Here is a 25,127-nt window from a genome sequence, read left to right as displayed (position 1 = left end):
ATGATTGACGAGAGTACATTTGTACAATTACGCTGTCCATCGAAAAATCACGGTCCATGGAGATGCGACGTGTCAGAACTTGGAGCTACGAAACTGCCGTCTTCGGCACGTGTTGTCATTGTTGGCGGCGGTATCATGGGATGCGGCCTTGCCTACCATCTGGCGCATGAAGGCTGGTCCGATGTTGTGCTTTTGGAAAAGGCGGAATTGACATCCGGGTCGACCTGGCACGCGGCGGGCCAGATCACGCATTCCACTTCCAGCTTCGGTCTTGGAAAATGCGTCGGCTACAACATTGATCTCTATTCCGGGCAGCTGGAAGAAGAGACCGGCCAATCCGTAACCTGGCATGGCTGTGGATCTTTCCGTCTCGCCTATACGGAAGACGAAATGGATTGGCTGCGCCATACCATGAGCGTTGGCCGGGCGCTTCAATTTCCGATGGAACTTGTGGGGCCGGACCGGATCCGGGAGTTGCATCCCTACTACAATCTCGACGGCGTTCTCGGCGCGCTCCACACGCCGGATGACGGGCACGCGGATCCGTCCGGTGTGACCCAGGCGCTGGCCATTGGTGCGCGGAAGTTGGGTGTGAAGATCATTCGCCGCTGCCGGGCAAAGGACATCAAGCAGCTGCCGACGGGCGAGTGGAAGGTGTTTACCGAGCTTGGCGACATCACCTGTGAACATGTGGTGAATGCTGGCGGCACATATGCGCGCCAGATGGGTGAATGGAGTGACCTGCAACTGCCGATGACCTCCATGACCCACCACTACATCGTCACCGACACGGTTCCGGAGTTCCTGGAGTTAGATAAAGAACTCCCGGTCATACGCGACGACAAGCTGGTCTCCGGCTACATCCGCATGGAGCAGAAATCCGGCCTGATCGGAATTTACGAGAAGGAAAACCCGAACACGGTTTGGGAAGATCATTGCCCTTGGGAAGCGGAAAACGAGCTGTTTGACGCCGACTACGACCGGATCATGCCCTGGCTGGAAAACGCCATGGACCGGATGCCGATTTTTGCAGAGCTCGGCATCAAGCGGGAAGTTCACGGTGCGATTTCGCACCCGCCGGACGGAAATCCGCTGATTGGCCCTGCACCAGGTGTCAAGAATTACTGGTGCTGCTGCGGCACCCAGATCGGCATCGGTTGGGGCCCGGGTCTGACACGCGAACTGGCCAGATGGATGGTGCATGGCGCCGCCGACATTTCCATGCGCGAGTTTGATCCACGCCGGTTCGGCGACTATGCCGACAAGGATTGGCAGGTGATCAAGGCCAAGGAAGACTATTGCCTGCGCCACGAAATTCCGTTCCCGCACTTCAACCGCCTGGAAGGCCGGCCGATCAAACCCAGCCCGCTTTATGAGCGTTTGAAAGACAAGGGTGCGGTTTACGAAGAAGTCTATGGTCATGAACGGCCGCGCTGGTTCGCAAAGGACGGTCTGGAGCAGCGTGATTATTATTCCTTCAACCGGCCTGAGTGGCATGGCGTCGTGGCGAAGGAAATGAAAGCCGTGCGGGACACTGCCGGCATCATGGATATCTCGGCTTTCACCAAGATCGAAGTGTCCGGTCCGGACGCAGAAGCCTATCTCGATCGTCTCGTTGCCAACAAGCTTCCCAAAAAGGTTGGCGGCATCGCCTTGACCCATATGCTCAACCGGCGTGGCCGGATTGAGCTGGAGCTGACCGTGGTGCGGCTTGGCCCGGACCGGTTCTATCTCGTCTGCGCGGCGTTCTTCGAACAGCGTCTCCTTGATCACTTGGCCCAACACCTTGACGGTGAGACCGTAACGGTCCGAAACCTCTCGACCGACTGGGGGGCGATGGCGCTGAACGGGCCGCGGGCCCGCGATATTCTGGCTCCCAATACCCCGGCCGCTCTGGACAATGCGTCGTTCCGGTGGTTGACGGCACAAGAAATCGAAGTGGCAGGCCGCAAACTGTGGGCCTTCCGCATGTCCTATGCAGGCGAGCTTGGTTGGGAATTCCATGTTCCCCGGGAAGACATGCTGGCGGTGTACGACGCACTTTGGGCGACCGGGGAAAGTCTGGGTCTCGTGGACTACGGGTCCTTTGCGATGAATGCTCTGCGGCTCGAAAAAGGCTTCAAAGGCGCTGGTGAACTGACAAACGAAGTCACTTTGCCGGAAGCGGATGTGATGCGCTTCGTCAAACTGGACAAGGGTGACTTCCTCGGCCGTGAAGAAACCGCAAAGAGCGCGGAAAGCGCACTTCCCTGGGTCTGTGTTTATCTTGAAGTGGAACCGGATGGCGTTGCTGATGGCCATGGCGGCGAAGCCGTCCTGATGAACGGTAAGGTCGTCGGAGCGACAAGCTCGATTGCCTACGGTCATTCAGTCGGCAAGATCCTGGCTTTTGCCTACGTCAAACCGGAGGCTGCGAACGCGGGAACCGAACTGGAAGTCGTCGTCATGAACGGGACGAGGGCTGCAAGAGTTCTCGATGTCCCGGCGTATGATCCGGACAGCATTTTACCGCGCACAGATGCGCCGGTCGGGGTGGCCGCGGAATGAGCATTCCCGCCACAATGAAAGCGATGGTTCTGGAGGGGCATGGCGGTCTGGACAAGATCGTCTGGCATGAGGACTGGCCGACACCAGAGCCGGGACCCGGGCAAGTCCTCATCAGAGTCGGAGCTTGCGGCCTCAACAACACCGACGTGAACACCCGCTCCGGCTGGTATTCAAAAACAGTCTCCGAGGCGACCACAGGCGGGGCCTATCAGGAAGTCGCAGAGGAAGACCCGACGTGGGGCGGGAGACCTATTACCTTCCCGCGGATTCAAGGCGCCGATACGGTTGGCACGATCGTCGCGTTGGGAGATGGAGTTTCTGAAGACCTCCTGAACAGGCGCGTCATGGTCGACTGCTGGCTGCGCGACTGGTCCGATCCGGACAACATGGACAAGACCGGCTATTTCGGCTCCGAGTGCAACGGCGGCTTTGCCGAATACACGGTTGTTGATGCCCGGAATGTCGGCCCCATCGTCAGCACACTTTCTGATGCAGAACTGGCAACATTTTCCTGTTCCTACACAACCGCAGAAGGGATGCTCAGCCGCGCCAATGTCGGTGCAAAGGATACGGTTCTGGTGACTGGTGCCTCGGGCGGTGTTGGATCGGCCCTGGTCCAACTCGCCAAACGTCGGGGCGCGACTGTTATTGCTCTGGCGTCGCCCGCCAAACATGCAGAAGTTAAGGCGCTCGGCGCGGATCACGTTCTTGAACGCGCACCGGCGGATCTCAAAGCCGCTTTGAATGCAGCGACCGGCAAAGACACGGTTTCCGTTGTGGCTGATATTGTTGGCGGGACCTATTGGGGCACCTTGATCAATGTCTTGAAACGTGGCGGCCGGTACACGTGCTCCGGCGCCATTGCGGGCCCGATCGTGGAGCTCGATCTGAGGACCTTCTACCTGCGTGACCTGACATTTACCGGCTCGACTGTCATTGCTCCGCCTATCTTCTCAGACATCGTCGGGTACATTGAGCGGGGTGAAATCAAACCGGCTTTGGCTGCAACCTATCCGCTGAAGGATTTTCACGCGGCACAAACCGCGTTCATTGAGAAGAAGCACACGGGCAACATAGTGGTGACCCCATGAAGATCACCCGCATCCGTGTCTACAAGACAGATCTTCCCTATGTCGATGGCGCATACGGCTGGGGAGCGGGCAATGCCATTACAGTGGCAAAGGCCTCGGTTGTCGTGATCGACACGGATGCGGGTGTGCAAGGCTGCGGCGAGTTCACGCCCTGCGGCGAGAACTACATGGTCGCCCATTCTGAGGGGGTTGAAGCGCTCGCGCGGTTGGTAGCGCCGGTTCTGATCGGAGAAGATCCGAGGCAGGTGGCCCGAATCGAGCAGATCCTCGATCACACCATTCAGGGCCACGGCTATGCCAAGGCCCCGTTTGACGCCGCGTGCTGGGATATTCTTGGAAAGTCTCTCGATGCGCCGGTTTGGCTTCTTCTCGGCGGAAAACTGACGGACGGCGCGCCCATGTACCGTGTCGCGCCGCATAGAGGAACCGAAGAGACGGTCGCCGAGCTGGACCGGCACCGGGCTGCGGGATACCGGCAATTCCAGATCAAGGTCGGTGCGGACTGGTCCAGCGACATAGACCGCATCCGCGCAACCGTTCCGCTTCTGAAACCCGGCGAAAAAGCGATGGCCGATGCCAATCAGGGCTGGCGCGTCGACAATGCGCTCCGGGTGGCCCGGGCAACACGGGATCTCGACTTCATCTTCGAACAGCCCTGCCGGACTTATGAGGAGTGCCTTCAGGTCCGTCGGCGGATCGATCTGCCAATGAAGCTCGACGAATGCGTGACCGGCATGCGGGCCGCACAACGGATTGTTACCGATCAGGGTGCGGATCTGGTGTGCCTGAAAATATCGAACCTTGGAGGCTTGTCGAAGGCTCGGCGGATTCGGGACTTTTTCCTCGACAACCGGATCCCGGTTGTTGCCGAAGATACATGGGGCGGCGAAATCGCAACCGCAACGCTCGCCCATTTCGCAGCGTCTACTCCAGCGGATTACCTGCAAAACACAACAGACCTGTGCAACTACAACACTCGTTCGACAGGAACACCGGCCCCAAAGACGAAGGATGGAAAGCTCTTCGCCTCTGACATGCCGGGGCTTGGGGTCTCACCGGATTTTCCGGCCCTTGGAGATCCGGTCGCCACCTATGGAGAGGCCGCATGAAGATCACAAAGATCTCGGTCTGGCAGATCGATCTGCCGCTCTCCAAACCCTACTGGCTTTCCGGTGGGCGGCTGAAGTTTGAAATGCTCGACAGCACCTTTGTGCGCATTGAAACCGACGAAGGTTTCACCGGCTGGGGGGAAGGGTGCCCGTGGGGTCATACTTACCTGCCAGCCCATGGTTCGGGTTTGCGCGCGGCTCTTAAGCTCTTGGCACCTGCCTTGATCGGCAAGGACCCGCGGGCGGTGGAAACGGTCAATCGGGCGATGGATCTGCAATTGCCCGGACATCCCTACGCAAAAGCACCTTTGGACATTGCCTGCTGGGACATCCTTGGCAAATCAAGCGGCTCCCCTCTTTGGCGGCTCTTTGGTACGGAAAATCCAGCAGAGGTCGCGATCAATTCGTCAATTTCAACTGGTACGCCAGACGAAATGATCGCGGATATTCAGGCCGCCAGTGCCAAGGGCTACAAGACCCACTCAGCCAAGGTCGGTGGCAGCAACTTCAAGGCCGACATCGAACGCATTGAGGCAATCTCAGCGGCGTTAGCGCCGGACGAACAGGTGACCTTCGATGTGAACCGGGCCTGGACACCAGGTGTCGCTCTACAGGTGCTGAACTCGGTTTCGGCCCGCGACTGGATCGAGCAGCCGTGTGAAACGCTTGCGGAGTGTGCGCTTGTGGCCGCCAAAGTGCCTCAGCCAATCATGCTGGATGAATGTCTGCATTCTTTTGCAGATCATCTTGATGCCTGGAAGGCGGGCATCTGTCAGGGCGTCAAGGTCAAGCCGAACCGTGTCGGTGGACTGACCAAGGCGAAACAGATCCGGGATTTGGGCATCTCGGTCGGTTGGCAGATGCACATAGAAGACACGGGCGGAACCGCGTTCGCGGACACAGCCGCCTTACATCTGGCGGCTGCAACGCCGGAGGCCAACAGACTGGCAAGCTGGCTGTGCCATGCGCATCTTGCTGTTGATCCAGTTCCCGGCCAGGGCGCGCGCAATGTCGAAGGCTCGGTTCATTTCGACCAGAGCCCTGGCATCGGTGTCGAACCTGATCCTGAAATTTTTGGCGACCCGATCGCGGTATATGGAGAAGCCGCATGAAAAACGTGCCCGATCTTGAAATCTCGGGTCTGTCCTTGTGGCGGGTTCCACTGACAAGCCACGAGACCTACTACATGGCATCCGGCAAGGCTTGTGCCACTGTGGACAGCATGGTTGTCCGGATCGAGACCAAACAAGGCGTCTCCGGTTGGGGCGAAGTCTGCCCGATTCCTCATTATTTGCCCGCCTATGCCAACGGTGTTGCTCCGGCCCTTGAAGAACTCGCACCCGTTCTGATTGGGCGGAGCCCGATTGGCGCGGAGGCTGCGATGGCGGCCTGCAACAAGCACCTGATCGGTCATGTCTATGCAAAATCTGCCATCGACATTGCGCTGTGGGATTTGACCGGAAAGGCCTGCGGGCTGCCGATCTACACCCTACTTGGCGGATTGCAGACAGATGAACTCCCGCTCTATCACTCCATCACCTGTATCGCGCCGGATGATATGGTCCGGATCGCAAAAGACGCGATTGCAGCCGGCATGACCCAGATCCAGGTCAAACTTGGCGCGGACGATGATTGGCAAGCAGACGTTGCCCGCTTGCGGCTCGTTCGCGAAGCAGTTGGTCCTGGCCCGATCGTCTATGGCGACTGGAATTGCGGTGCGACCCGGATGGACGCAACCCGCGTCGGGCGTGCCGTTGCCGACCTCGACATAATGCTGGAACAACCGTGCCAAACGCTGGAAGAGTGCGCTGCAGTCAGAGCAGCCACAGGTTTGCCGATGAAGCTCGATGAAAACGCCCATGACACTACCAGCCTTTTGAAGGCCTATGAACTTGGCTGCATGGATGCGGTGGCTCTGAAACTTTCCAAGTTCGGTGGCATTACCGAACTCCGGAAGGCCCGGGATCTGTGTCTTTATGCCGGCGCGCGCATGTGTGTTGAGGATACCTGGGGTTCGGACATCGCAACAGCTGCAGCGCTTCATGTCGCCGCCGCAACTCCCCGCCAGGGCATCATGAATGTCTGCGATTTGTCCGGCTATGTTGCACCCAGAATTGATCCCGCAGCGCCATCGCGGACCGGTGGTTTCATTTCTCCTCCAAGTGGTCCGGGATTGGGCGTATCGCCCAATCCGGATGTGCTCGGAGATCCAATTCTCGACCTAGTGGCATAAGGCCAGCCTGAGAGGCACGCCCATGAAAACGAATATCTCGCAATCCGATTGGAAAAACCGTGCAGCAGAAGTCCTGCCTGCGGCCGGATTTGGAAATTTCGATCCGTCTTTGATCTTGCGCGAAGGCAAGGGCTCGCGAGTTTGGGACGAAGATGGCAAAGAGTACATCGACTATCTGATCGGGTCCGGCCCCATGATCCTGGGTCACGGTCATCCGGAAGTTCTGGACGCGGTGCAAGAACAGCTTGGCAAGGGCATGACGTTCTTCACCAACAATGCAGCCGGCATTGAGCTTGCTGAAGTCTTGGTCGAGGCCATGGCCTGCGCCGAGCAGGTCCGGTACGTGTCGACGGGCGGAGAAGCGGACATGTACGCCATGCGGCTCGCCCGCGCCTTTACGGGGAAAGACAAAATCCTCAAATTCGAGGGTGGCTACCACGGCATGTCCGGCGAAGCCTTGATGAGCCTTTCGCCGAAGACGCTTGTCAATTTCCCGCAGGCCGTTCCAGATTCCGCCGGAATCCCGGAAAGCGTGCGTGACAACATGCTGATTGCACCGTTCAACGACGCAGATTTCGTCACGTCTCTGGTTGAGGAATATGCCGGCGAAATCGCCTGTATCATTGTGGAGCCTTTGCAACGGTTGATCCCGCCTGCACCTGGGTTTCTGCAGACCTTGCGAGATCTGGCAACCAAGCATGAAACCGTTCTGATCTTTGATGAAGTGGTGACCGGCTTCCGGTTCGCTTATGGCGGTGCGCAGGAGTACTACGGCGTCGTGCCGGACCTGTGCACGCTCGGCAAAATCATTGGCGGCGGTTTTCCGCTCGCCGCGATTGCGGGCAGATCTGAGATTATGGCCCATTTCGACAAGGCCGTTGTCGGCGACAAGAGTTTTACGTTTCAGGTCGGAACACTAAGCGGCAACCCCGTTGCCAGTGTGGCGGGCTTGAAGACGCTGGAAGTCCTGCGCCGTCCGGGCGCCTACGAGGAGATTAAGAAAAACGGTGAGCGGTTGATGCAAAGTTACGCGACGCATCTTTCGACCGCAGGCGTTCCTCACCAGATCGTTGGCGAACCCATGTTGTTCGATGTCGTCTTTACCGAAGACCCGGTGCGCGACTACCGTGATACGCTGAAGAACAACGCGGCGCAGGCCAAGGCGTTCAACGCATCGCTGCGCCAAAGCGGGATCTTGAAACCCGACAGCAAGCTCTACGCACACCTGGCGCTTTCAGCTGAGGATTTACAGCAAACCGACGAAGCAATCGCCACCGCAGCAGGGCAACTGTAAATACCTGGGCACCGCATTCTGATGATTGCGCGGCCGAGATCGAATGTTAGAAAGAGCGGCGTTCCTTATGCCGCTCTTTTTCCCCGCAAGAGCCAAACAAAGAAGACGCCCCCGACCAGACCAGTGACAATACCGATGGGCATGTCTTCCGGTGCCATGACGGTCCTGGCTGCAATGTCGGCCCAAAGAAGAAAGACCGCGCCAATCAGCGCGGAGCCCGGCAAAACACGGCGATAGTCGCCACCAACAATCAGTCTGACAACATGCGGGACCATCAGGCCGACAAAGCCGATGATGCCGGAGAACGCGACCATCACGCCGGTAATCAAGGCCCCGACAACAAACACGATGAGACGGAAGCGGGCGACCGGAATGCCGAGGGTGGAGGCTGTTTCGTCGCCGACCGTCATGGCATTCAGAGCTGCCGCCTGCGACATCAACCAGGCGCCGCATACAAACAGGATGATGAGCGGGTAGACAAGCTGGCTCCACTGGGCGAGTCCCAGACCTCCCAACATCCAGAACACAACCGTATGAGTTGCGCGAGGATCGCCTAGGAAAATCAACCCGTTTGCCGCTGCCATGACAATGAAGGACACAGCCACACCTGCGAGCACCAAACGGTCCGCGCTTGTCGCATCGGCAAAACGCGAAACACCCAACACAATGGCGGTAGCTCCCAAAGCACCCAGAAATGCAAACAGCGGGACCGTAAATAAACCAATGAACAAACCGGTATGAAGCAGGGCTAGAATTGCGCCAAAAGCGCCACCAGAAGAAATCCCCAAGAGGTGAGGGTCCGCCAGCGGATTGCGGGTTACGGCCTGGAGACTTGCTCCGACGATGGCCAGCCCCGCGCCCACCATCATCGCAAGGAGGGCTCTTGGAAAACGGATTTCCCAGACAATCGCTTCACGGCCTTGCGACCAAGTCTGTTCAATCATTCCAGGAGACAGTTTGTTGAGGAATACGCCCCAAACGGTTCCAAGTTCGATCTGAACAGCGCCCACCGAAACCGCGAAAGAGAGTGAGACAAGGAGCAGCACAAGCCCGCCAAGACCAGCTATCAGCTTGTTTCCAGACAATAGCGATTTTGCTTGAACAGTCCTCGTCTCGCTCACGGGTTCACTCGCTCCAGAAGGCTTCGGCGAGTCTTTTGATCGCTCTGATGTTACGCGGTCCTGGCGTTGCCTCGACATACTCCAGCGTGACAAAGCGGTCGTTCTTGACGGCATCAAGATCTGCAAAAGCTGGATTGGACATCATGAACGCACGTTTCTGGTCTGCAGTGACTTCGCCGTAGTTGACGATCACGACGACTTCCGGGTTGCGTTCAACCACTTCTTCCCATGTGACGGTGGCCCAGCTTTTTTCAAAATCATCCATGATGTTCTTGCCGCCCGCAGCTTCGATGAGCGCGGTCGGCATGGCGTAGCGCCCGGCGGTAAACGGAGTGTCTTCGCCGCTGTCATAAACGAACACCCGCAGCGGTTCGCCTGTTTTGAGGTCCTGCTTGAACGCGGCAAGATCCGAGCGATAACCCTCCACGAGGTCTTCGGCACGCTCGTCAACGTCAAAGATACGTCCCAAATTCAACAGGTCAGCATACATGTCCTCGATGCTGGCTTTGTCCTTGTCCATAATGTGGGTGCACGATTCAGTAAGCTCATAAACCTTTACGCCAAAAGGTTCGAGCGTCTCCGGCGTGACCTCACCACCGACTTTCATTCCGTAGTTCCAGCCGGCAAAGAAGAAGTCGGCATCCGCTCCAATGATCACTTCCTTGGACGGATATTTGGACGACAGCTCCGGAAGTTCCTGGACACCTGCTCGCATTTCTTCATCAAGCGTTTTCCAGCCCGAGATGCCGGTATAGCCCACCATTCGGTCCTCAAGACCGAGGACCAGCATCATCTCTGTCAAATTCACGTCGTTGGATATGGCGCGTTGCGGTGGCGCATCGAAGGTCACCACACGGTCGCAGCTCTGGACGCTGGTTTCTGCGGCCGCAATCCCAGCAGAAAGAGCGACTGCCAAACCGGTCAGCAGTGTTTTCTTCATGAGTTAAATTCCCTGTTTTTGAATATGAAAAGTTAGATGATCATTGTTGCTTGGGGTGAGGCGCTCACGCCGGGCATCAACCTGGAAGGCCTGGGAAACAGCCGTTTCCGTCAAAACATCGGCAGGGGATCCGAACCCGAGTTGATGGCCCGATTGGAGAAGCACAACATCGTCGCATAACCCAGAAGCAAGGTTCAGATCGTGCAGCGAGGTGACGATCGTCAGGGGCAAACTGCGAATGAGATCCAGAACTTCCAGCTGATGACGGATGTCGAGGTGGTTTGTTGGTTCATCCAGGATCAACAGCCGAGGTTGTTGCGCCAAGGCGCGGGTCACCATGACACGCTGACGCTCTCCGCCTGAGAGGGTTCCAAGTTGGCGGCCGGCCAGTCCGTGCAAGTCCAGCCGGTCCAAGGCGTTCTCGATGATGTCCCGGTCATGGGCGCCTGTCGCCCCGGCAAACCCGCGCCGGTGCGGTGTCCGGCCAAGTGCCACGATCTCACCGACAGTGAGTGCAAAGTCACTTGGCTGTTCCTGCAAGACGGCGGCAATCCGCTGTGCAGTCTCGCGCGCGGAGAGGCTCCAGATGTCCTCACCGTCAACCAGAACCTGACCTGTGACCGGTCGATAAAACCGGTAAAGCAGTCTGAGCAGGGTCGTTTTGCCGGCACCGTTCGGTCCAACAATTCCAAGCACACGGCCCGCTTCAAGATGAAAGCTAGTCGATCGCAGCAGGATGTCACCATGGTGCTTTGGCGACCAAGACAGGTCTTTGGCGGTGAGGGTTGCCGCGGTCACGAAGCGCGTGCCTTCTGCTCTTCGAGTGCCGAGCCGGTGGCGGGTATCCGCGCTAGCGTAGACTTCCGCAACTTGCCTGGACGGTCGACAGACGAACACCATCCGTCGCCGAGACAGGCGTATTGTTTTGCAAACGCGACGAGATCGTCGACATCGGCCTCGGGATCAATGTCCCCGAAAAGATAGGAAGCCTTGCTCGTGCCGTGATAGGCGATCGTACACGGCCGATCGCACCCCGCCATGCAGGCGACACCTGAAACGTCGAAGGTTTCGGGCATTGTGTCGTCAGCAGCAAGTAGGGCGTTTCGGAGCCGTTCAATCAGCTCAAAACCCGGACGCGTTTCCGTGCCCTTTCGCCGGCAGGATGTGCAAACAGTTATACGATGGTTCATTTGGCCCTCCGCCACAAAGAAGGGCGCGCCAAACAAAACGACGTGGTGGCGGTGGTGACCGCTTTGCCATCATATGCTCCGAGCCGGGCGCCCCGCCCGCATCAAGTTGAAGATCCGGCGCAGCAACTGCACCGGTGATGGCAGGTCTCCTGACTCGCGGGTCGTAACTCTCCCGAACCTTCCCGGACAATGTGTCCAGTGGTGTCTTTCGGGGTCGCTCACCGCTCACAGTTGCGGGGGCAGTCACGGATTTGGTGCCTACTGGCTACGCCGCACCGTGTTCCCTTTTCATCTCGTCGGCCTTGGGCGTCTGAGAACCATCATCGCTAAAAAAGCCGATGGCTGTCGGCCGGTCAACTTAAAAAGATTGACTTGAGGCTTGTGATCACAAGCAAATTTTCAGTTTGACGCCTCGGCGTTAAAGCCACTGACTATTGACGTCTTCCATCAGAAAATTCGCAGAGCGCAAAACTTACACTCAACGGAGCCGTTGTTCGGTGTTGGCATCGAAGAAAAAGGCGTTGGCTGGATCGAACGTGATTGCAACGGTGCTGTCCGGTCTCGGGACGTCTTCGCCCTTTGTTTCAATGATGACGCGTTCTCCCGTTTGGCAAACAAGATAGGAGTACGCGACACCGCCCAGTTGTTCGGAAAGATCTACCTTCGCGCCCTCGTCCGTCTCGCTGATCACCAGATGCTGCGGGCGGAGGCCGACCAGAACCTTGTCGCCATTTTCGGGAAGTGCAACGGATGGTTCGACCGTCAAACCACCAAATGCCGGAATGGCAACGCTGCCATCTTGCACGGTCCCCTCAATGAAATTCATCGACGGTGAGCCAATAAAACCGGCGACGAACTTGTTGTCCGGATCGGAATAGAGGGTCATCGGGGAGCCGACCTGCTCGATCCGCCCGGCGCGCAGAACCACGATCTTGTCGGCTAGGGTCATAGCCTCGACCTGATCGTGGGTCACATAGATCATGGTGGCGCCGATGTCCTTGTGCAGCCGGGCAATCTCGACCCGCATATCAACGCGCAGCTCCGCATCTAGGTTCGACAGCGGCTCATCGAAAAGGAAGACTTCCGGTCCGCGAACAATGGCGCGTCCAATGGCAACACGCTGGCGCTGGCCGCCCGAAAGGGCCTTTGGTTTGCGCGCCAAATAAGGCTCGAGTTTCAAAATTCGCGCCGCTTCGCCGACCTTCTCCTTGATCTCTGCTTTCGGGTGCCCGTTCATTTTCAGCCCGAAGCCCATGTTTTCCTCGACCGTCATGTGCGGATAAAGGGCGTAGGTCTGGAACACCATTGCGACACCGCGTTCCGCCGGATCGGATTTGGTCACGTCCCTCTGGCCGATGGAAATTTTTCCGCCGGTGGTTTCCTCAAGGCCCGCAATCATGCGCAAGAGTGTGGATTTTCCGCAGCCGGACGGTCCGACAAATACACAGAACTCACCATGTTCAATCTGAAGATCGACACCGTGAATGACCTGAACCTCACCGTATTTTTTAACGGCTCCGTCTAAGGTGACACCAGACATGAAGTTCTTCTCCCCTCCCTGGGAACAATTATCCTGGAAACTGCCAGTCCGAGACAGCTGCGGCAATTTCAGATGCAGCCTTCAAAAGCGCAGGCTTCGCTTCGTTCAATTCATCAAGGCTTTTGCGCCGGGTGGATGTTGTCACCGAAAGCGCGCCAATCGGACGGCCCTTTGGTGACAAGATCGGTGCTGCGATACAGATGATTTCCGGCTCATGCTCTTCCCGGTCGTAAGCAATTCCCTCTTGGCGGATAGTGTCCAAATCAGCACGCAGAGAGGCTTCGTCGGCCAGCGTTGCCGGGGTGTAGCGATAGAAGGATTGTTTGGCGATCACCTGATCGAGTTCACCTGGCTCGAGAAACGCCATCAGGACCTTGCCGACCCCCGTGCAGTATCCAGGGCCGACCTTTCCCGCTTGGGAATACATGTCGATCGGATCTTTTGCGTTGCGTTTATCGACATAAAGCACTTGCCCGTTGTCCAATTGCGCAAGGTGCACCGTTTCACCGACGGTCTCTGACAAAGCGGAAACGATGGGCCGCGCAATTGGTGCAATGGAACTTTGGCGCCAGGCCTGATGAGCAAGCCGGACAAGGCGGATACCCAACGCATAGGTCTGCTGCTCATCGCCGTAGGAGAGCATGCCTTGGCTCACCAGGGTTTGCAGCAGCCGGTAGAGCGTTGCCTTGGGCAGGGGGCTTTCATTGAGCAATTCGGAGAACCGGACCGGCCGCCCCTTGGCTGACACCATCTCCAGCACATCAAGTGCTTTGCCGACCGTCCCATCTCCGGTGGCGTGTTTGTTCATGTGAGCTCTCCTCCTGACCCGTTTCTTATCGCCGAGCCTGTTGACAACGTAACCGCTCACCCGCAAGGTATCAATATACAAAACTAAGTTTCAAATAATGGAACCTTAAGGGAGGAAACCATGCGTTCCATGTTGAAGACGTCCGCGGCGGCTCTTGCATTTTTTGCAACGGCGACCGGCGGCGCATTTGCTGACGGCCTGACCGGTGATCTCAAGATCTTTCTGGACACATCCAACCCGGCTCCCCGGGCGACGATGGAAAAGATGATTGCCGATTTTCAGGCAGACAATCCGGATCTCAAGATTGAGACCACAGTGATTGACCGGGAAGCTTACAAGACCCAGATCCGCAACTTCCTGACGGCGAACGCTCCGGATGTTGCGACCTGGTATGCGGCCAACCGGATGCGTCCCTATGTCGAAGCTGGGCTGTTCGAAGATGTTTCCGATCTGTGGGACGGCACCGAAATCGGTGAAAATCTTGCATCCACAAAAGGTGCGCTGACCATCGATGGCAAGCAGTGGGGTGTGCCTTACACCTACTATCAATGGGGTGTTTACTACCGCAAAGACATCTTCGACGAGCTGGGCCTTTCTGAGCCGACCACTTGGGACGAGGAAAAAGCCAACTGCCAGAAGATCATTGATGCTGGCAAAAAGTGCTACACGATCGGCACCAAGTTCCTTTGGACGGCCGGTGGCTGGTTCGACTACCTGAACATGCGCACCAATGGCTTCGATTTCCACATGGACCTGCTGCAGGGCAAGGAAAAGTGGGATTCTGATAAGGTCCGGGCGACATTCGCCAATTGGCGCGAGCTCATCGACATGGGCGCCTTCATCGACAATCACCAGACCTACAGCTGGCAGGAAGCTTTGCCGTTCATGGTTCAGGGCGATGCTGCAGCCTACCTGATGGGCAACTTCGCCGTTGCACCGCTGCGCGATGCTGGCCTCACCGATGATCAGCTGGATTTCTACCAGTTTGTCGAAATCACGCCGGGTATTGAAAAGGCCGAGGATGCGCCAACCGATACCTTTCACATTCCGGCCAATGCGCAGAACAAAGAAAATGCCCGCGAGTTCCTGAAATATGTGGTGTCTCCGGACGTCCAAACATGGATCAACGACGGTAAGAACCTTGGGCAGCTTCCGGTAAACGCCAAATCCTCCGTCGATCAGGACAAGTTCCTGGAGCAGGGATTTGAAATGCTGTCGACAAACTCGCCAGGCGGTGTCGCGCAGTTCTTCGATCGGGATGCTCCGGCTGAAATGGCAAAAGTTGCCATGGAAGGCATGCAGGAGTTCATGGTCAAGCCGGACAATTTGGACAAGATCCTGGCCCGTTTGGACCGGTCGGCCAAGCGCATCTACAAGGACTAACTCCGATCTGATGAAACGGGCAGGGTGTTTCGGCACCCTGCCTTAACCTGCTGTTCTGCCAGCCGGCAGAGCCAGAGACGATTTCTTCCAACGAGTTTCCGAATGGCCTACACGACAGACGGCCACCAGACATCTTGGTGGCACAGGAACCAGCAACAGTTGACGCCTTGGCTCTTTCTAGCCCCGGGAATCCTGTTTTTCCTGTTTTACGTCATCTTTCCGATCTTCCAGTCCTTCAACTTGTCGCTTTACGAGTGGGATGGACTTGGAGAAGCGGAGTTCGTTGGCCTTTACAATTACGAAGAGCTCTATTGGGATGACGCGTTTTACACGTCCCTCAAGAACAATGTTATTTGGCTCGTTCTCTATCTGGCCGCGATCCCTGCCGGCCTTTTCATTGCGTTGTTTTTGAACCAGACAGTGACTGGTATCCGGCTTTACAAGTCGCTGTTTTTCTTTCCCTTCGTGATTTCTCAAGTGGTCGTCGGACTGGTCTTCACTTGGTTCTACGACCCAACCTTCGGCATCTTGAACGTTTTGCTCGGTTCCGTCGGTCTCCCGCCGATCAATGTTCTGGGGGATGAGAACTGGGTAACCATCGGGATCATTGTTGCCGGGCTCTGGCCGCAAACCGCCTATTGCATGATCCTGTATCTGACGGGGCTCAATGCGGTTGACCCGGAACAGATCGAAGCGGGGCGTCTTGATGGTGCCAAAGGCTGGCGGATGCTTTGGTACATCATCATTCCCCAGCTGCGTCCGGCAACCTTCATTGCCTTTGTCGTGACCATTATCGGTGCGCTCCGGTCCTTTGACCTGATCTCGATCATGACCAACGGCGGACCGTTTGGCGCAAGCCGCGTGCTTAGCTTCTACATGTTCGAGGTTGCCCTGTCTGAATACGGTTTCCGGATGGGATATGGCGCGGCAATTGCGGTTGTCCTTTTCCTGATCATGCTGATGTTCATCGCCTACTTCCTATGGTCGATGTACAAGGAAGAAAAGGCGCGCTGAGATGTTTCCGACACCCATCGAACGCACACCGCGCTCTTGGCAGATTACCTATCAGACCTTGTTGCCGCTTGCGCTGATCTTCTGGCTGCTGCCCCTGATCGCCGTCGCCATTTTCTCGGTCAAACCTGACGCTGATTTTGCGAATGCCAACTATTGGGGCTGGCCGTCATCTTTTGAGGGCTTCACTAATTACGGTCTGGTTTTCACCGGATCGGACATGCCGCAATATCTCCTGAACTCGTTCAAGATCACGATCCCGACTGTGATCGGTGCGGTCGCGCTGTCCTGCATGACCGGCTTCGCGCTCGGTATCTATAAGTTCAGAGCCAACATCTGGATCTTCTTCATGTTCGTCGCCGGCAACTTTGTGCCGTTCCAGATCCTCATGGTCCCGGTCCGCGATCTCACGCTGCAGTTGGGGCTCTACAACACGATCACCGGCTTGGTTCTGTTCCACATCGCTTTCCAGACCGGATTCTGTACGCTTTTCATGCGCAATTTCATCCGCGCCCTGCCGTTTGAGTTGATCGAAGCAGCAAGGGTAGAAGGCGTAGCAGAATGGCGGATCTTCTGGTTTGTCGTCCTGCCCCTGATGAAGCCCGCTATCGCCGCGCTCTCAGTGCTGATCTTCACCTTCATTTGGAACGATTACTTCTGGGCGATTGTGCTGACCCAAGGCGTTGAAAGCCAGCCGGTCACCGCGGGGATCACCTCGTTCAATGCCCAATACCGGGCCGCCTATCACCTGATGAGCGCGGGCTCCATCGTCGCAGCTCTGCCCCCGGTTGCCATGTTCTTCATGATGCAAAAGCATTTCATCGCCGGTTTGACGCTTGGGGCCGTGAAATGATTAAGACCTGGCATCTTGGCGACCAGCATCAGAGTCTGGTCCTGGCATGCCGTAATGCTGGTCTGCCGGAGGTTGTCTACTGGGGTCCGGCCCTGCCGGAGAGCGAAAACCTGCAGGTTCTGGCGGAAGCCTCGGTCATGGATGTGACCGGCGGCATGGTGGATGAAAATGCGCCAATCAGTTTGAACCCGGAAGCTTCAAGAACCTTTCCTGGACAGCCAGGGCTTACAGCACGAGACGCTGCGGGGAAGGTTTTGGCCCCACGCTTCAGCTTTCAATCGGAAGAGCAGTCCGACAAAGAGTTGTCACTGGTTTACTCCGATGAAGTCTGCGGTCTGTCGCTGACATTTGGTTTCAGCCTGACAGCTGACACCTCGCTCCTGAAACTGCATAGCCATCTTCGCAGCAATGACGGCATCGTTGTCGAGTGGCTGGCCGCGCCTGTCCTGCCGGTTCCGGCGTACACCGGCGAGATGATTGAGTTTTCCGGCCGCTGGTGCTCGGAATTCCTGACCAACCGCCTGCCGTTTGCCCCCGGCGCACGCGTCCGGGACAATCGGACGGGCCGAACCGACCATGCCCATTTTCCGGGCTTGATCGTGTGTAATTCTGGAACCTCCAATACCACTGGTGATGCCTATGCTTTTCACTATGGCTGGTCCGGAGGCCATAAAATGGTCGCGGAGGAATTGGCGGATGGCCGGCGGCAGATCCAGTTCGGACACGCCTCGGCCAGCCTTCGCAAGGCCACGTCGTTTGAGACAGCGCCGCTTTATGCGACCTACTCTGGCGATGGCTTCAATGGGGCTGCGGTCCGGTTTCAGCGGCATGTCCGCACGCACATCGTCAAGGACGCGCGGACGCCGCGCCCCGTGCACTACAACTGTTGGGAAGCCGTCTATTTCGACCATAAACTCGATGAGCTGAAAGCCATCGCTGACCGGGCTGCGGAGCTTGGTGCGGAACGCTTCGTTCTTGACGACGGCTGGTTCGGCAAACGCGACGATGACACGTCCTCTCTTGGGGACTGGACGATTGATCCGCGCAAATACCCGGAGGGCCTCACTCCGCTCATTGACCACATCACGTCTTTGGGCATGGAATTCGGCATCTGGTACGAGCCGGAAATGGTCAATGAGGACAGCGATCTCTACCGCGCCCATCCGGACTGGATCCTGGGACTTGAAGACCAGACACGCGGCCGCCAGCAGCTCGTGCTCGACATGGGCCGGCAGGACGTTCGCAGATATCTCTTTGACCAGATGTCGGCAGTTCTTGGCAGCCATGCCGTTGGCTATGTCAAATGGGATCACAACCGGGTTCTGCCCGTTGTCGATGCGGCACAGACTGAGGGTGTTTACGCCCTGTTAGATCAGCTGCGCACGGCCTTCCCGAATGTTGAATTTGAGAGCTGCTCGTCCGGCGGAGGCCGGATCGATTTTGGCATTTTGGAACGCACGCAGCGGGTCTGGCTATCCGACAGCAACGACGCTCTGGAGCGTCAACGTATTCAGCACGATGCAGCGCATTTCCTGCCAGCGTCCGTGACCGGATCACATGTCGGCCCGCGCCACTGTCACACTTCCGGCCGTGTGATCGGCATGTCGATGCGTGCCTGGACCGCAGCCCAGCGGCACATGGGTTTTGAAATGGACCCACGCGAGCTGACCGATGACGAAGCACGGACGTTGAAGGCCGTAACCGACTGGTGGAAGGCCAACCGGGACTGGTTGATGGAGGCGGACATCCTGCGTCTCGATACGACCGATCCGGCAATCATCGCGGAGATACAGGTGGCGGAAACCGGGGACCGGTTTGCAGCTTTCGCCGCCCTGATCCGGCCTTCCGACCAGATCCTGCCGCATCCGATCCGTTTGACGGGTCTGGACCCAGATGCAGTTTACACGATAACGCTGGCAAACCGCGACGAGGCGCCCGGCTTGTCCCGCGGCTCGCCGCTCTTGAAGCATCAAGATCTCACGGTCAGCGGTCGGTATTTGATGTCGCACGGTCTGACACTGCCCTGGCGGTTCCCAGAGACACTCTGGGTCATCGTAGGCCAGCGTCTGCCAAATTGAGCAAATCACTTTGGCATTTCGAGCCACAAACACAGAGGACCCACTGATGTACGCGAATTTTCCGGATCTCAAAGACAGCTCGGTTTTCATCACCGGCGGTGGGTCCGGCATCGGCGCCTCTCTGACGGATGGTTTCTTGGCGCAAGGGGCCAAGGTCGCCTTCGTGCAGCGGTCCGATGCGACTGCTTTTTGCGATGAAATGGAAGAAAAACATGGCAACCGGCCGGTGTTTTTGCCGTGCGATATCACCGACATGAGTGCGCTCAAGGCCTCAATGGATGCGGCCGTGAAGGCGAACGGGCCGATCTCGGTCCTTGTCAACAACGCGGCCAATGACAAGCGCCACACCACGGAAGAGGTTGATGAGGACTTTTGGGATTGGTCCCAGGCGATCAACCTGAAGGCCTATTTCTTTGCGTGCCAGCACGTCGTCGACGGCATGCGAGCAGCGGGCGGCGGATCGATCATCAATTTCACATCGATTTCCTACATGATGGGCAACGCTGGATACCCGGCCTATACCACAGCCAACTCCGGCATCAACGGATTGACCCGGAGCCTGGCGCGGGAGTTTGGCCCGGACCGTATTCGCGTCAATGCTGTAGCTCCCGGCTGGGTTCTCACCCAAAAGCAAAAGGATATGTGGGTAACGCCGGAAGGCCTTGCTGCTCATATCGATCGCCAGTGCCTCAAGGAGGAGTTGGTGCCTGAAGACATGGTCGACCCGGTGCTGTTCCTTGCCTCAAAAGCCAGCAAGGCAATGACCGGTCAATCTCTCGTAGTCGATGGCGGGGTTGTGGTAACCGGATGAGTGGAGAGGATGACATTGCCTGGATCGCCGCTGATTGGGGAACGACCAATCTGCGGATTTGGGCGCTCGACGCTGCAAATCATACGGTTTTGCACAAAGCGTCGGCCAGAGGAATGAGTACACTCGCGCCGGAAGACTTTGAAGGCGCTCTTCTGGAGCTGATCTGCGAGTGCTTGCCCGAGAACCGAACAATTCCGGTCATAATTTGCGGTATGGCCGGGTCGCGGCAAGGTTGGCGGGAAGCGCCTTATAGGGAGACACCTTGCGCGCCTCCCGGTGTCAGCAACGCGACAATCGTGGAGCCGGTCGATCCACGGCTCTCGGTCTATATCCTTCCAGGCATCAAACAGATGGCACCGGCAGATGTGATGCGCGGCGAAGAAACCCAGATTGCCGGGTTTCTGTCTGACCATCCCTCATTTACCGGTCTGATCTGCCTGCCTGGGACCCATACCAAGTGGGTGGTATTGGAGGAGGGGACCATCACCAGGTTTCGCACGTGTATGACGGGCGAAGTCTTCGCCCTTTTGAAAGAGAAGTCCGTCCTGCAGCATAGCCTGGCGCAGGATGGATTTTGCGACACAAGCTTTGAGGCTGCAGTCAAAGAGATCACCAGGTCGCCTGAGCGACTGACAAGTGAACTCTTCGGCATTCGCGCCTCCAGTCTGATTGCAGGGCAAACTCCCGAAGCCGCGACTGGTCGCCTTTCAGGTCTGCTTATCGGAGCTGAACTTGCCGCAGTCGCATCAGAGTTTGATCTAAAGACAACAGCAATCTTGGGCAAGGATCAGCTCTCGCGAGTTTATAGAGCAGCGCTTGGTATCCTCGGGCACCAGAGCGCGTTGCTCGACGCTGAAAGTTATACGGTCAAGGGTCTAAGCTTGGCCTATGAAGCACACCTGAAAGAAACAAAATGAGCCGACACATCATCGCGATCCTGCGGGGACTAACGCCTTCTGAGGCCTTGCCGGTTACAGAGGTTTTAATAGAGGCCGGCATCACCAAGATCGAGGTTCCTCTCAATTCACCGGAGCCGCTCAAGAGTATTGAGGCCATGGCGAAAGCCTATTCCGAGCGAGCTGAAATCGGTGCTGGAACTGTTCTGGAAGCTGAGCAGGTTCATCAGGTTAAAACCGCCGGAGGCACATTGATCGTCTCGCCGGATTGCAATCCGGACGTCATCCGCATCACAAAGGCGGAGGGCATGTCATCCTTTCCGGGTGTGATGACACCCACAGAATGTTTCAGCGCGCTCCGCAACGGAGCTGATGGTTTGAAGTTTTTCCCAGCCACGCTTATCGGGCCGGAAGGTCTCGGTGCCATGCGCGCCGTCTTGCCGAAGGGAACGAAGACCTACGCAGTTGGTGGAGCAGGGCCGGACAATTTCGATCATTGGCTAAAAGCTGGCGCGACCGGTTTTGGAATTGGGACGGCACTGTTCAAGCCGGGATTTACGGTTGATGAGATCAAAGCCCGGGCTGAGGCCATCGTCACTGCGTATGATGCTGCCGTAACATCGCATGAGTAGGGACATGACGTCGATCTACGATCATAGGCAATGCCTTTTGGGGGAAGGACCGATCTGGCATCCTCAGCGCCAGCAGTTGTTTTGGTTCGACATTCTCAACAACAAACTGCTGAGCCGGAGCGGCGATGAAGAACTCTCATGGCGGTTTCCGGAACATGTTTCTGTCGCTGGGTGGATCAGTGAACATGCCCTGGTGATCGCCAGTGAAAGCAAGCTCTTTCTGTTCGACCTGGAAACCGGGGCCGAGCAGATGTTGTGCCCGTTGGAGGCAGACAATCCGGTGACCCGGTCCAACGACGGCCGCGCAGACCCCTATGGCGGGTTTTGGATCGGAACCATGGGAAAACGTGCTGAAACTGGTGCAGGCAGTATCTACCGGTACTTTCGCGGAGAGTTGCGTCAGCTTTATTCCGATTTGACGATCACCAATTCGATCTGCTTTTCCCCCGATGGTGAGACTGCCTATTTCACCGACACGATAACGGGCATAATTCAGAAAACCATGCTCGATCCTTATGGCTGGCCGGTGGGCGAGCCAACCGTCTTTGTCGATCTTAGAACCGAGGAGTTGAATCCCGACGGTTCGGTCGTCGATGCGGACGGATATCTCTGGAATGCCCAATGGGGTGCCCACCGGGTCGCCCGCTATGCGCCGGACGGATCCTTTGTCGAGGCAATTGAATATCCGGCAGAACAGGTCTCCTGCCCGGCCTTTGGTGGCGAGGGTCTGCAAACCCTGTTCGCGACAACCGCGACCGAAGGCGGGCTGACTGGTGACAGCGACGGCAAGACCTTTGCCGCTGAGACATCGACCAGGGGGCAAGCGGAACACCGCGTCCGGCTTTAGAGCAAATCATGAAACGCACACTTGGCACATGTTATTATCCGGAACACTGGCCCGAGGAAATCTGGGAGGCCGATGCCCGCCGGATGAAGGATGCCGGGCTGACGTGGGTTCGCATCGGTGAATTTGCCTGGTCGCGGCTGGAGCCCACGCCGGAGGACCTTCAGTTCGACTGGCTGGACCGGGCCATCGACACACTCGGAACCGCCGGCCTGAAAGTTGTCCTGGGTACACCGACCGCAACACCGCCACGCTGGGTTGTCGACAAGCATCCGGACATGACCGCCATTGACGCAAGCGGCAAGCCGCGCAGGTTCGGCTCCCGGCGTCACTATTGCTTTTCCCATGAGGCCTTCCGGGCCGAAAGCGACCGCATCGTCACACTAATTGCCGAGCGCTATGGCCGCAATCCGCATGTCGCGGCCTGGCAAACCGACAATGAATACGGCTGTCACGACACCACGATTTCCTATTCCGCCGCTGCCCGTGATGCATTCCGGGTGTGGCTGGAACAACGTTATGGCACCATCGGTGCGCTCAACCGCGCCTGGGGCAATGTCTTTTGGTCCATGGAGTACCGCACCTTTGCCGAGATTGATCTGCCGAACCTGACAGTAACCGAGCCGAACCCGTCTCATGCGCTCGCGTTCCGGCGGTTTTCGTCGGACCAAGTGGTCAGTTTCAACAAGCGGCAGGTTGAGATCATCCGGGCGAATTCCGATGCTCCGATCAGCCACAACTACATGGGCAGGATCACGGATTTCGATCACTTCAAGGTGGGTGACGATCTGGAAATCGCCACCTGGGACAGTTACCCGCTCGGGTTCCTTGAGGACCGGGTCGGGGTATCGGACGAGCATCAGCGCACCTATGCCCGTCAGGGAGATCCCGACTTTCAGGCTTTCCATCACGACCTTTACCGCGCCGTGGGCAAGGGCCGATGGTGGGTCATGGAACAGCAGCCGGGACCGGTCAACTGGGCGCCTTACAATCCGGCACCGCTGCCGGGCATGATGCGGCTTTGGGCCTGGGAGGCCTACGCCCATGGGGCGGAAGCTGTCTGTTATTTCCGCTGGCGGCAGGCCCCGTTTGCCCAGGAGCAGATGCACGCCGGCATGTTGCGGCCGGACAATGCCGATGCTCCCGCACTGATCGAGGCCCGGCAGGTCGCTAACGAATTGCGGGCCGCACCGGATGTGTCTGTGCGCCAAGCGCCGGTTGCCCTGATCTTCGACTATGACGCCGACTTTGCCTGGGCCACCCAGCCGCATGGTGCCGGACTCAGCTACTTCCAGCTGGTGTTCGACGCCTACAAGGCACTGCGCAAGCTCGGGCTCTCCATAGATATTTTGCGTCCTGAAACCCGCGACTTCAGCGGCTACACAATCATCGCCGTGCCCGGCATGATCACCATGCCGAACGATCTGAAGACCGCCCTTGCAGAGTGTGACGCGGAAGTGGTTCTCGGTCCCCGGACAGCCGCACGAGATGCGGATATGGTCATACCGGTTCCCCTGCCGCCGGACATGCCGGGTCTGGATGTCACCGTTGCACGGGTCGAAAGCCTGCGTCCGGACATGCCAATGCCCCTCAAGGGGGGCGGGGTCTTTACCGGGTACCGCGAGGAACTGGAAAGTGCTGCCGAAGCGTTGTTCGAACTGGAAACCGGGGAACCGGCTGCTGTCAGCTCCGATTATCTCACATACGTTGGCGGATGGTGTGATGATGCGGCCTGGCGCCGGCTTTTTGAGCACCTTTGCGCAAAGGCGGACATACCGACCTTCGATTTGAAAGATGGCGTCCGGTGCCGCGATATCGAAGGCGTGCGGATCTGGACCAACTATGGTTCAAAGGCTGCTGAAACGCCGGCCGGTCCAATCGCGGCTGCAGGGGTTCTGTTTGAAAAACTCTAGCAAACTAAAGATGGCAGCCGATCGCTAACCCAACCGTCGAGAGATTGCCAATACAATCAAGCCTTGGTGGGTGCCGCGCCTGGAAACACAATTTCGACGCTAGAGAGTGGCCAGCAGCCAGCATTGTATTCGATTGGTGTGCCGGTTGGATCGCAATTGATCGCAATCACTTCCAAAACGGGCGTGCGCGGACTGAGGTTCAGCCCATCCGCTTGCCGCGCCGTTGCAAATCCGCCCGCAATTCTTGTTTCGGCGCGCTCGTAGCGTTCGACACCGTGCGTTTTGTAGACCTCTGTAACGGAACCTGTTTCGTTGTAGACGGCTTCGAAGTCCGGAAACCTGGCTGCCGGGAACTCTTTGGCGGTCAGATAAATCGGCTCGCCATCCAAAATGCGGCGCCTGAGCAACTGAATAACTTGGGTTCCGGCTGGCAGTGCAAGGGCAACTCCGCCTTCAAACGAAACATCGCCGCGTGTGAGGTGCAATGTCTCGGTGGTCACCCGATCGCGGGCGACCTTGAAACCGTCGGCAAACCTCATGTTGCTTTCAACTTCATACCGTTCAGGTCTCTGACGGACAAAGACGCCAACACCTTTTCTGGCGTGAAGATGACCTTCCTGCTGCAACTTGGAGAGCGCCCGGCGGATGGTGATCCGGCTGACTTGAAAGACTTCGGCGAGATGAATTTCTCCGGGAAGCTTTATGCCGGGTGCCAGCTCGCCATTTTCATATGCGAACTGAAGACGGTCACATATCTGCAGCCAGATGGCTTTTTCGCCTTTGGCTTGATAGGGTTCGCGCGCGAGAGTTCGAAACAATTCCAGATCGGTCAC

Annotated in this window: 22 protein-coding genes and 1 riboswitch; of the genes, 15 read left to right on the top strand and 7 right to left on the bottom strand. The window is 57.5% G+C overall.

Translation table 11 applies throughout. The annotated features are described in order from the left end of the window. Positions 1–69 precede the first annotated feature (69 nt). From RBB44_RS11245 to RBB44_RS11220, 6 genes are read left to right on the top strand one after another with little or no spacing between them, the layout of a single operon-like run. Entirely contained in the window at positions 70–2,547 is a 2,478-nt protein-coding gene (locus RBB44_RS11245; RefSeq protein ID WP_306147471.1) for an FAD-dependent oxidoreductase, read from the top strand. Continuing rightward, complete coding sequence (locus RBB44_RS11240) at positions 2,544–3,638, top strand: alcohol dehydrogenase family protein (protein ID WP_306147470.1); 1,095 nt, start codon at positions 2,544–2,546, stop codon at positions 3,636–3,638. The genes RBB44_RS11245 and RBB44_RS11240 overlap by 4 nt, the downstream gene beginning before the upstream one ends. Further along, positions 3,635–4,747 (top strand): mandelate racemase/muconate lactonizing enzyme family protein, encoded by a 1,113-nt coding sequence (locus RBB44_RS11235; RefSeq protein ID WP_306147469.1) that lies wholly within the window; start codon positions 3,635–3,637, stop codon positions 4,745–4,747. Before RBB44_RS11240 ends, RBB44_RS11235 begins: the two co-directional genes overlap by 4 nt. Continuing rightward, the gene (locus tag RBB44_RS11230) at positions 4,744–5,859 is read left to right on the top strand and encodes a mandelate racemase/muconate lactonizing enzyme family protein (RefSeq protein WP_306147468.1); all 1,116 of its coding nucleotides are present in this window, start codon (positions 4,744–4,746) and stop codon (positions 5,857–5,859) included. The genes RBB44_RS11235 and RBB44_RS11230 overlap by 4 nt, the downstream gene beginning before the upstream one ends. Then, positions 5,856–6,980 carry a mandelate racemase/muconate lactonizing enzyme family protein gene (locus tag RBB44_RS11225; RefSeq protein ID WP_306147467.1) on the top strand — a complete coding sequence of 375 codons (1,125 nt, stop codon included), beginning with the start codon at positions 5,856–5,858 and terminating at the stop codon, positions 6,978–6,980. Before RBB44_RS11230 ends, RBB44_RS11225 begins: the two co-directional genes overlap by 4 nt. A gap of 22 nt (positions 6,981–7,002) precedes the next feature. Then, a complete protein-coding gene (locus RBB44_RS11220; RefSeq protein ID WP_306147466.1) occupies positions 7,003–8,274 on the top strand; it encodes an aspartate aminotransferase family protein in 1,272 nt (423 codons plus the stop codon). Between the two features lie 65 nt (positions 8,275–8,339). On the opposite strand, the gene RBB44_RS11215 is transcribed toward RBB44_RS11220, so the two are convergent. The 6 genes from RBB44_RS11215 to RBB44_RS11190 form a co-directional block, all read right to left on the bottom strand. Next, a complete protein-coding gene (locus tag RBB44_RS11215; RefSeq protein ID WP_306147465.1) occupies positions 8,340–9,395 on the bottom strand; it encodes an iron ABC transporter permease in 1,056 nt (351 codons plus the stop codon). 4 nt (positions 9,396–9,399) lie between these two features. Continuing rightward, positions 9,400–10,335: an ABC transporter substrate-binding protein gene (locus RBB44_RS11210; protein ID WP_306147464.1), complete on the bottom strand. Its 936-nt coding sequence runs from the start codon at positions 10,333–10,335 to the stop codon at positions 9,400–9,402. A 3-nt stretch (positions 10,336–10,338) separates the two neighbouring features. Further along, positions 10,339–11,133, bottom strand: a complete 795-nt coding sequence (locus tag RBB44_RS11205; protein ID WP_306147463.1) for an ABC transporter ATP-binding protein — start codon at positions 11,131–11,133, stop codon at positions 10,339–10,341. Next, the gene (locus tag RBB44_RS11200; protein ID WP_306147462.1) at positions 11,130–11,525 is read right to left on the bottom strand and encodes a DUF1636 domain-containing protein; all 396 of its coding nucleotides are present in this window, start codon (positions 11,523–11,525) and stop codon (positions 11,130–11,132) included. The genes RBB44_RS11205 and RBB44_RS11200 overlap by 4 nt, the downstream gene beginning before the upstream one ends. Positions 11,526–11,646: 121 nt before the next feature. Next, positions 11,647–11,862, bottom strand: a riboswitch (cobalamin riboswitch). Positions 11,863–12,003: 141 nt separating this feature from the next. Then, the gene (locus tag RBB44_RS11195) at positions 12,004–13,065 is read right to left on the bottom strand and encodes an ABC transporter ATP-binding protein (RefSeq protein ID WP_306147461.1); all 1,062 of its coding nucleotides are present in this window, start codon (positions 13,063–13,065) and stop codon (positions 12,004–12,006) included. A 28-nt stretch (positions 13,066–13,093) separates the two neighbouring features. Then, positions 13,094–13,873 (bottom strand): IclR family transcriptional regulator, encoded by a 780-nt coding sequence (locus tag RBB44_RS11190; RefSeq protein WP_306147460.1) that lies wholly within the window; start codon positions 13,871–13,873, stop codon positions 13,094–13,096. 120 nt (positions 13,874–13,993) lie between these two features. Here RBB44_RS11190 and RBB44_RS11185 point away from each other — a divergent pair, with 120 nt between their 5' ends. From RBB44_RS11185 to RBB44_RS11145, 9 genes are all read left to right on the top strand, one after another. Continuing rightward, positions 13,994–15,256 carry an ABC transporter substrate-binding protein gene (locus RBB44_RS11185; protein WP_306147459.1) on the top strand — a complete coding sequence of 421 codons (1,263 nt, stop codon included), beginning with the start codon at positions 13,994–13,996 and terminating at the stop codon, positions 15,254–15,256. Positions 15,257–15,358: 102 nt separating this feature from the next. Further along, a complete protein-coding gene (locus tag RBB44_RS11180; RefSeq protein ID WP_306147458.1) occupies positions 15,359–16,270 on the top strand; it encodes a carbohydrate ABC transporter permease in 912 nt (303 codons plus the stop codon). Between the two features lies 1 nt (position 16,271). Further along, a complete protein-coding gene (locus RBB44_RS11175) occupies positions 16,272–17,120 on the top strand; it encodes a carbohydrate ABC transporter permease (protein WP_306147457.1) in 849 nt (282 codons plus the stop codon). Then, positions 17,117–19,198: an alpha-galactosidase gene (locus RBB44_RS11170; RefSeq protein WP_306147456.1), complete on the top strand. Its 2,082-nt coding sequence runs from the start codon at positions 17,117–17,119 to the stop codon at positions 19,196–19,198. Before RBB44_RS11175 ends, RBB44_RS11170 begins: the two co-directional genes overlap by 4 nt. A 46-nt stretch (positions 19,199–19,244) precedes the next feature. After that, entirely contained in the window at positions 19,245–20,009 is a 765-nt protein-coding gene (locus RBB44_RS11165; RefSeq protein ID WP_306147455.1) for an SDR family NAD(P)-dependent oxidoreductase, read from the top strand. Further along, positions 20,006–20,926: a 2-dehydro-3-deoxygalactonokinase gene (locus RBB44_RS11160; protein WP_306147454.1), complete on the top strand. Its 921-nt coding sequence runs from the start codon at positions 20,006–20,008 to the stop codon at positions 20,924–20,926. The genes RBB44_RS11165 and RBB44_RS11160 overlap by 4 nt, the downstream gene beginning before the upstream one ends. Then, entirely contained in the window at positions 20,923–21,537 is a 615-nt protein-coding gene (locus tag RBB44_RS11155; RefSeq protein ID WP_306147453.1) for a 2-dehydro-3-deoxy-6-phosphogalactonate aldolase, read from the top strand. Before RBB44_RS11160 ends, RBB44_RS11155 begins: the two co-directional genes overlap by 4 nt. Before the next feature lie 4 nt (positions 21,538–21,541). Continuing rightward, complete coding sequence (locus RBB44_RS11150) at positions 21,542–22,384, top strand: SMP-30/gluconolactonase/LRE family protein (RefSeq protein ID WP_306147452.1); 843 nt, start codon at positions 21,542–21,544, stop codon at positions 22,382–22,384. Positions 22,385–22,392: 8 nt separating this feature from the next. Then, on the top strand, positions 22,393–24,294 hold the full coding sequence (locus RBB44_RS11145) for a beta-galactosidase (RefSeq protein ID WP_306147451.1): 1,902 nt from the start codon (positions 22,393–22,395) through the stop codon (positions 24,292–24,294). A 56-nt stretch (positions 24,295–24,350) separates the two neighbouring features. Here RBB44_RS11145 and phnF read toward each other — a convergent pair whose 3' ends face one another. Further along, the gene (phnF, locus tag RBB44_RS11140) at positions 24,351–25,127 is read right to left on the bottom strand and encodes a phosphonate metabolism transcriptional regulator PhnF (RefSeq protein WP_306147450.1); all 777 of its coding nucleotides are present in this window, start codon (positions 25,125–25,127) and stop codon (positions 24,351–24,353) included.

Origin of the sequence: Roseibium sp. MMSF_3247, assembly GCF_030733765.1 — a bacterium.
Lineage (GTDB): Bacteria > Pseudomonadota > Alphaproteobacteria > Rhizobiales > Stappiaceae > Roseibium.
The sequence above is the reverse complement of the archived record's forward strand: the minus strand, read 5'-3'. Positions and strand labels throughout refer to the sequence as shown.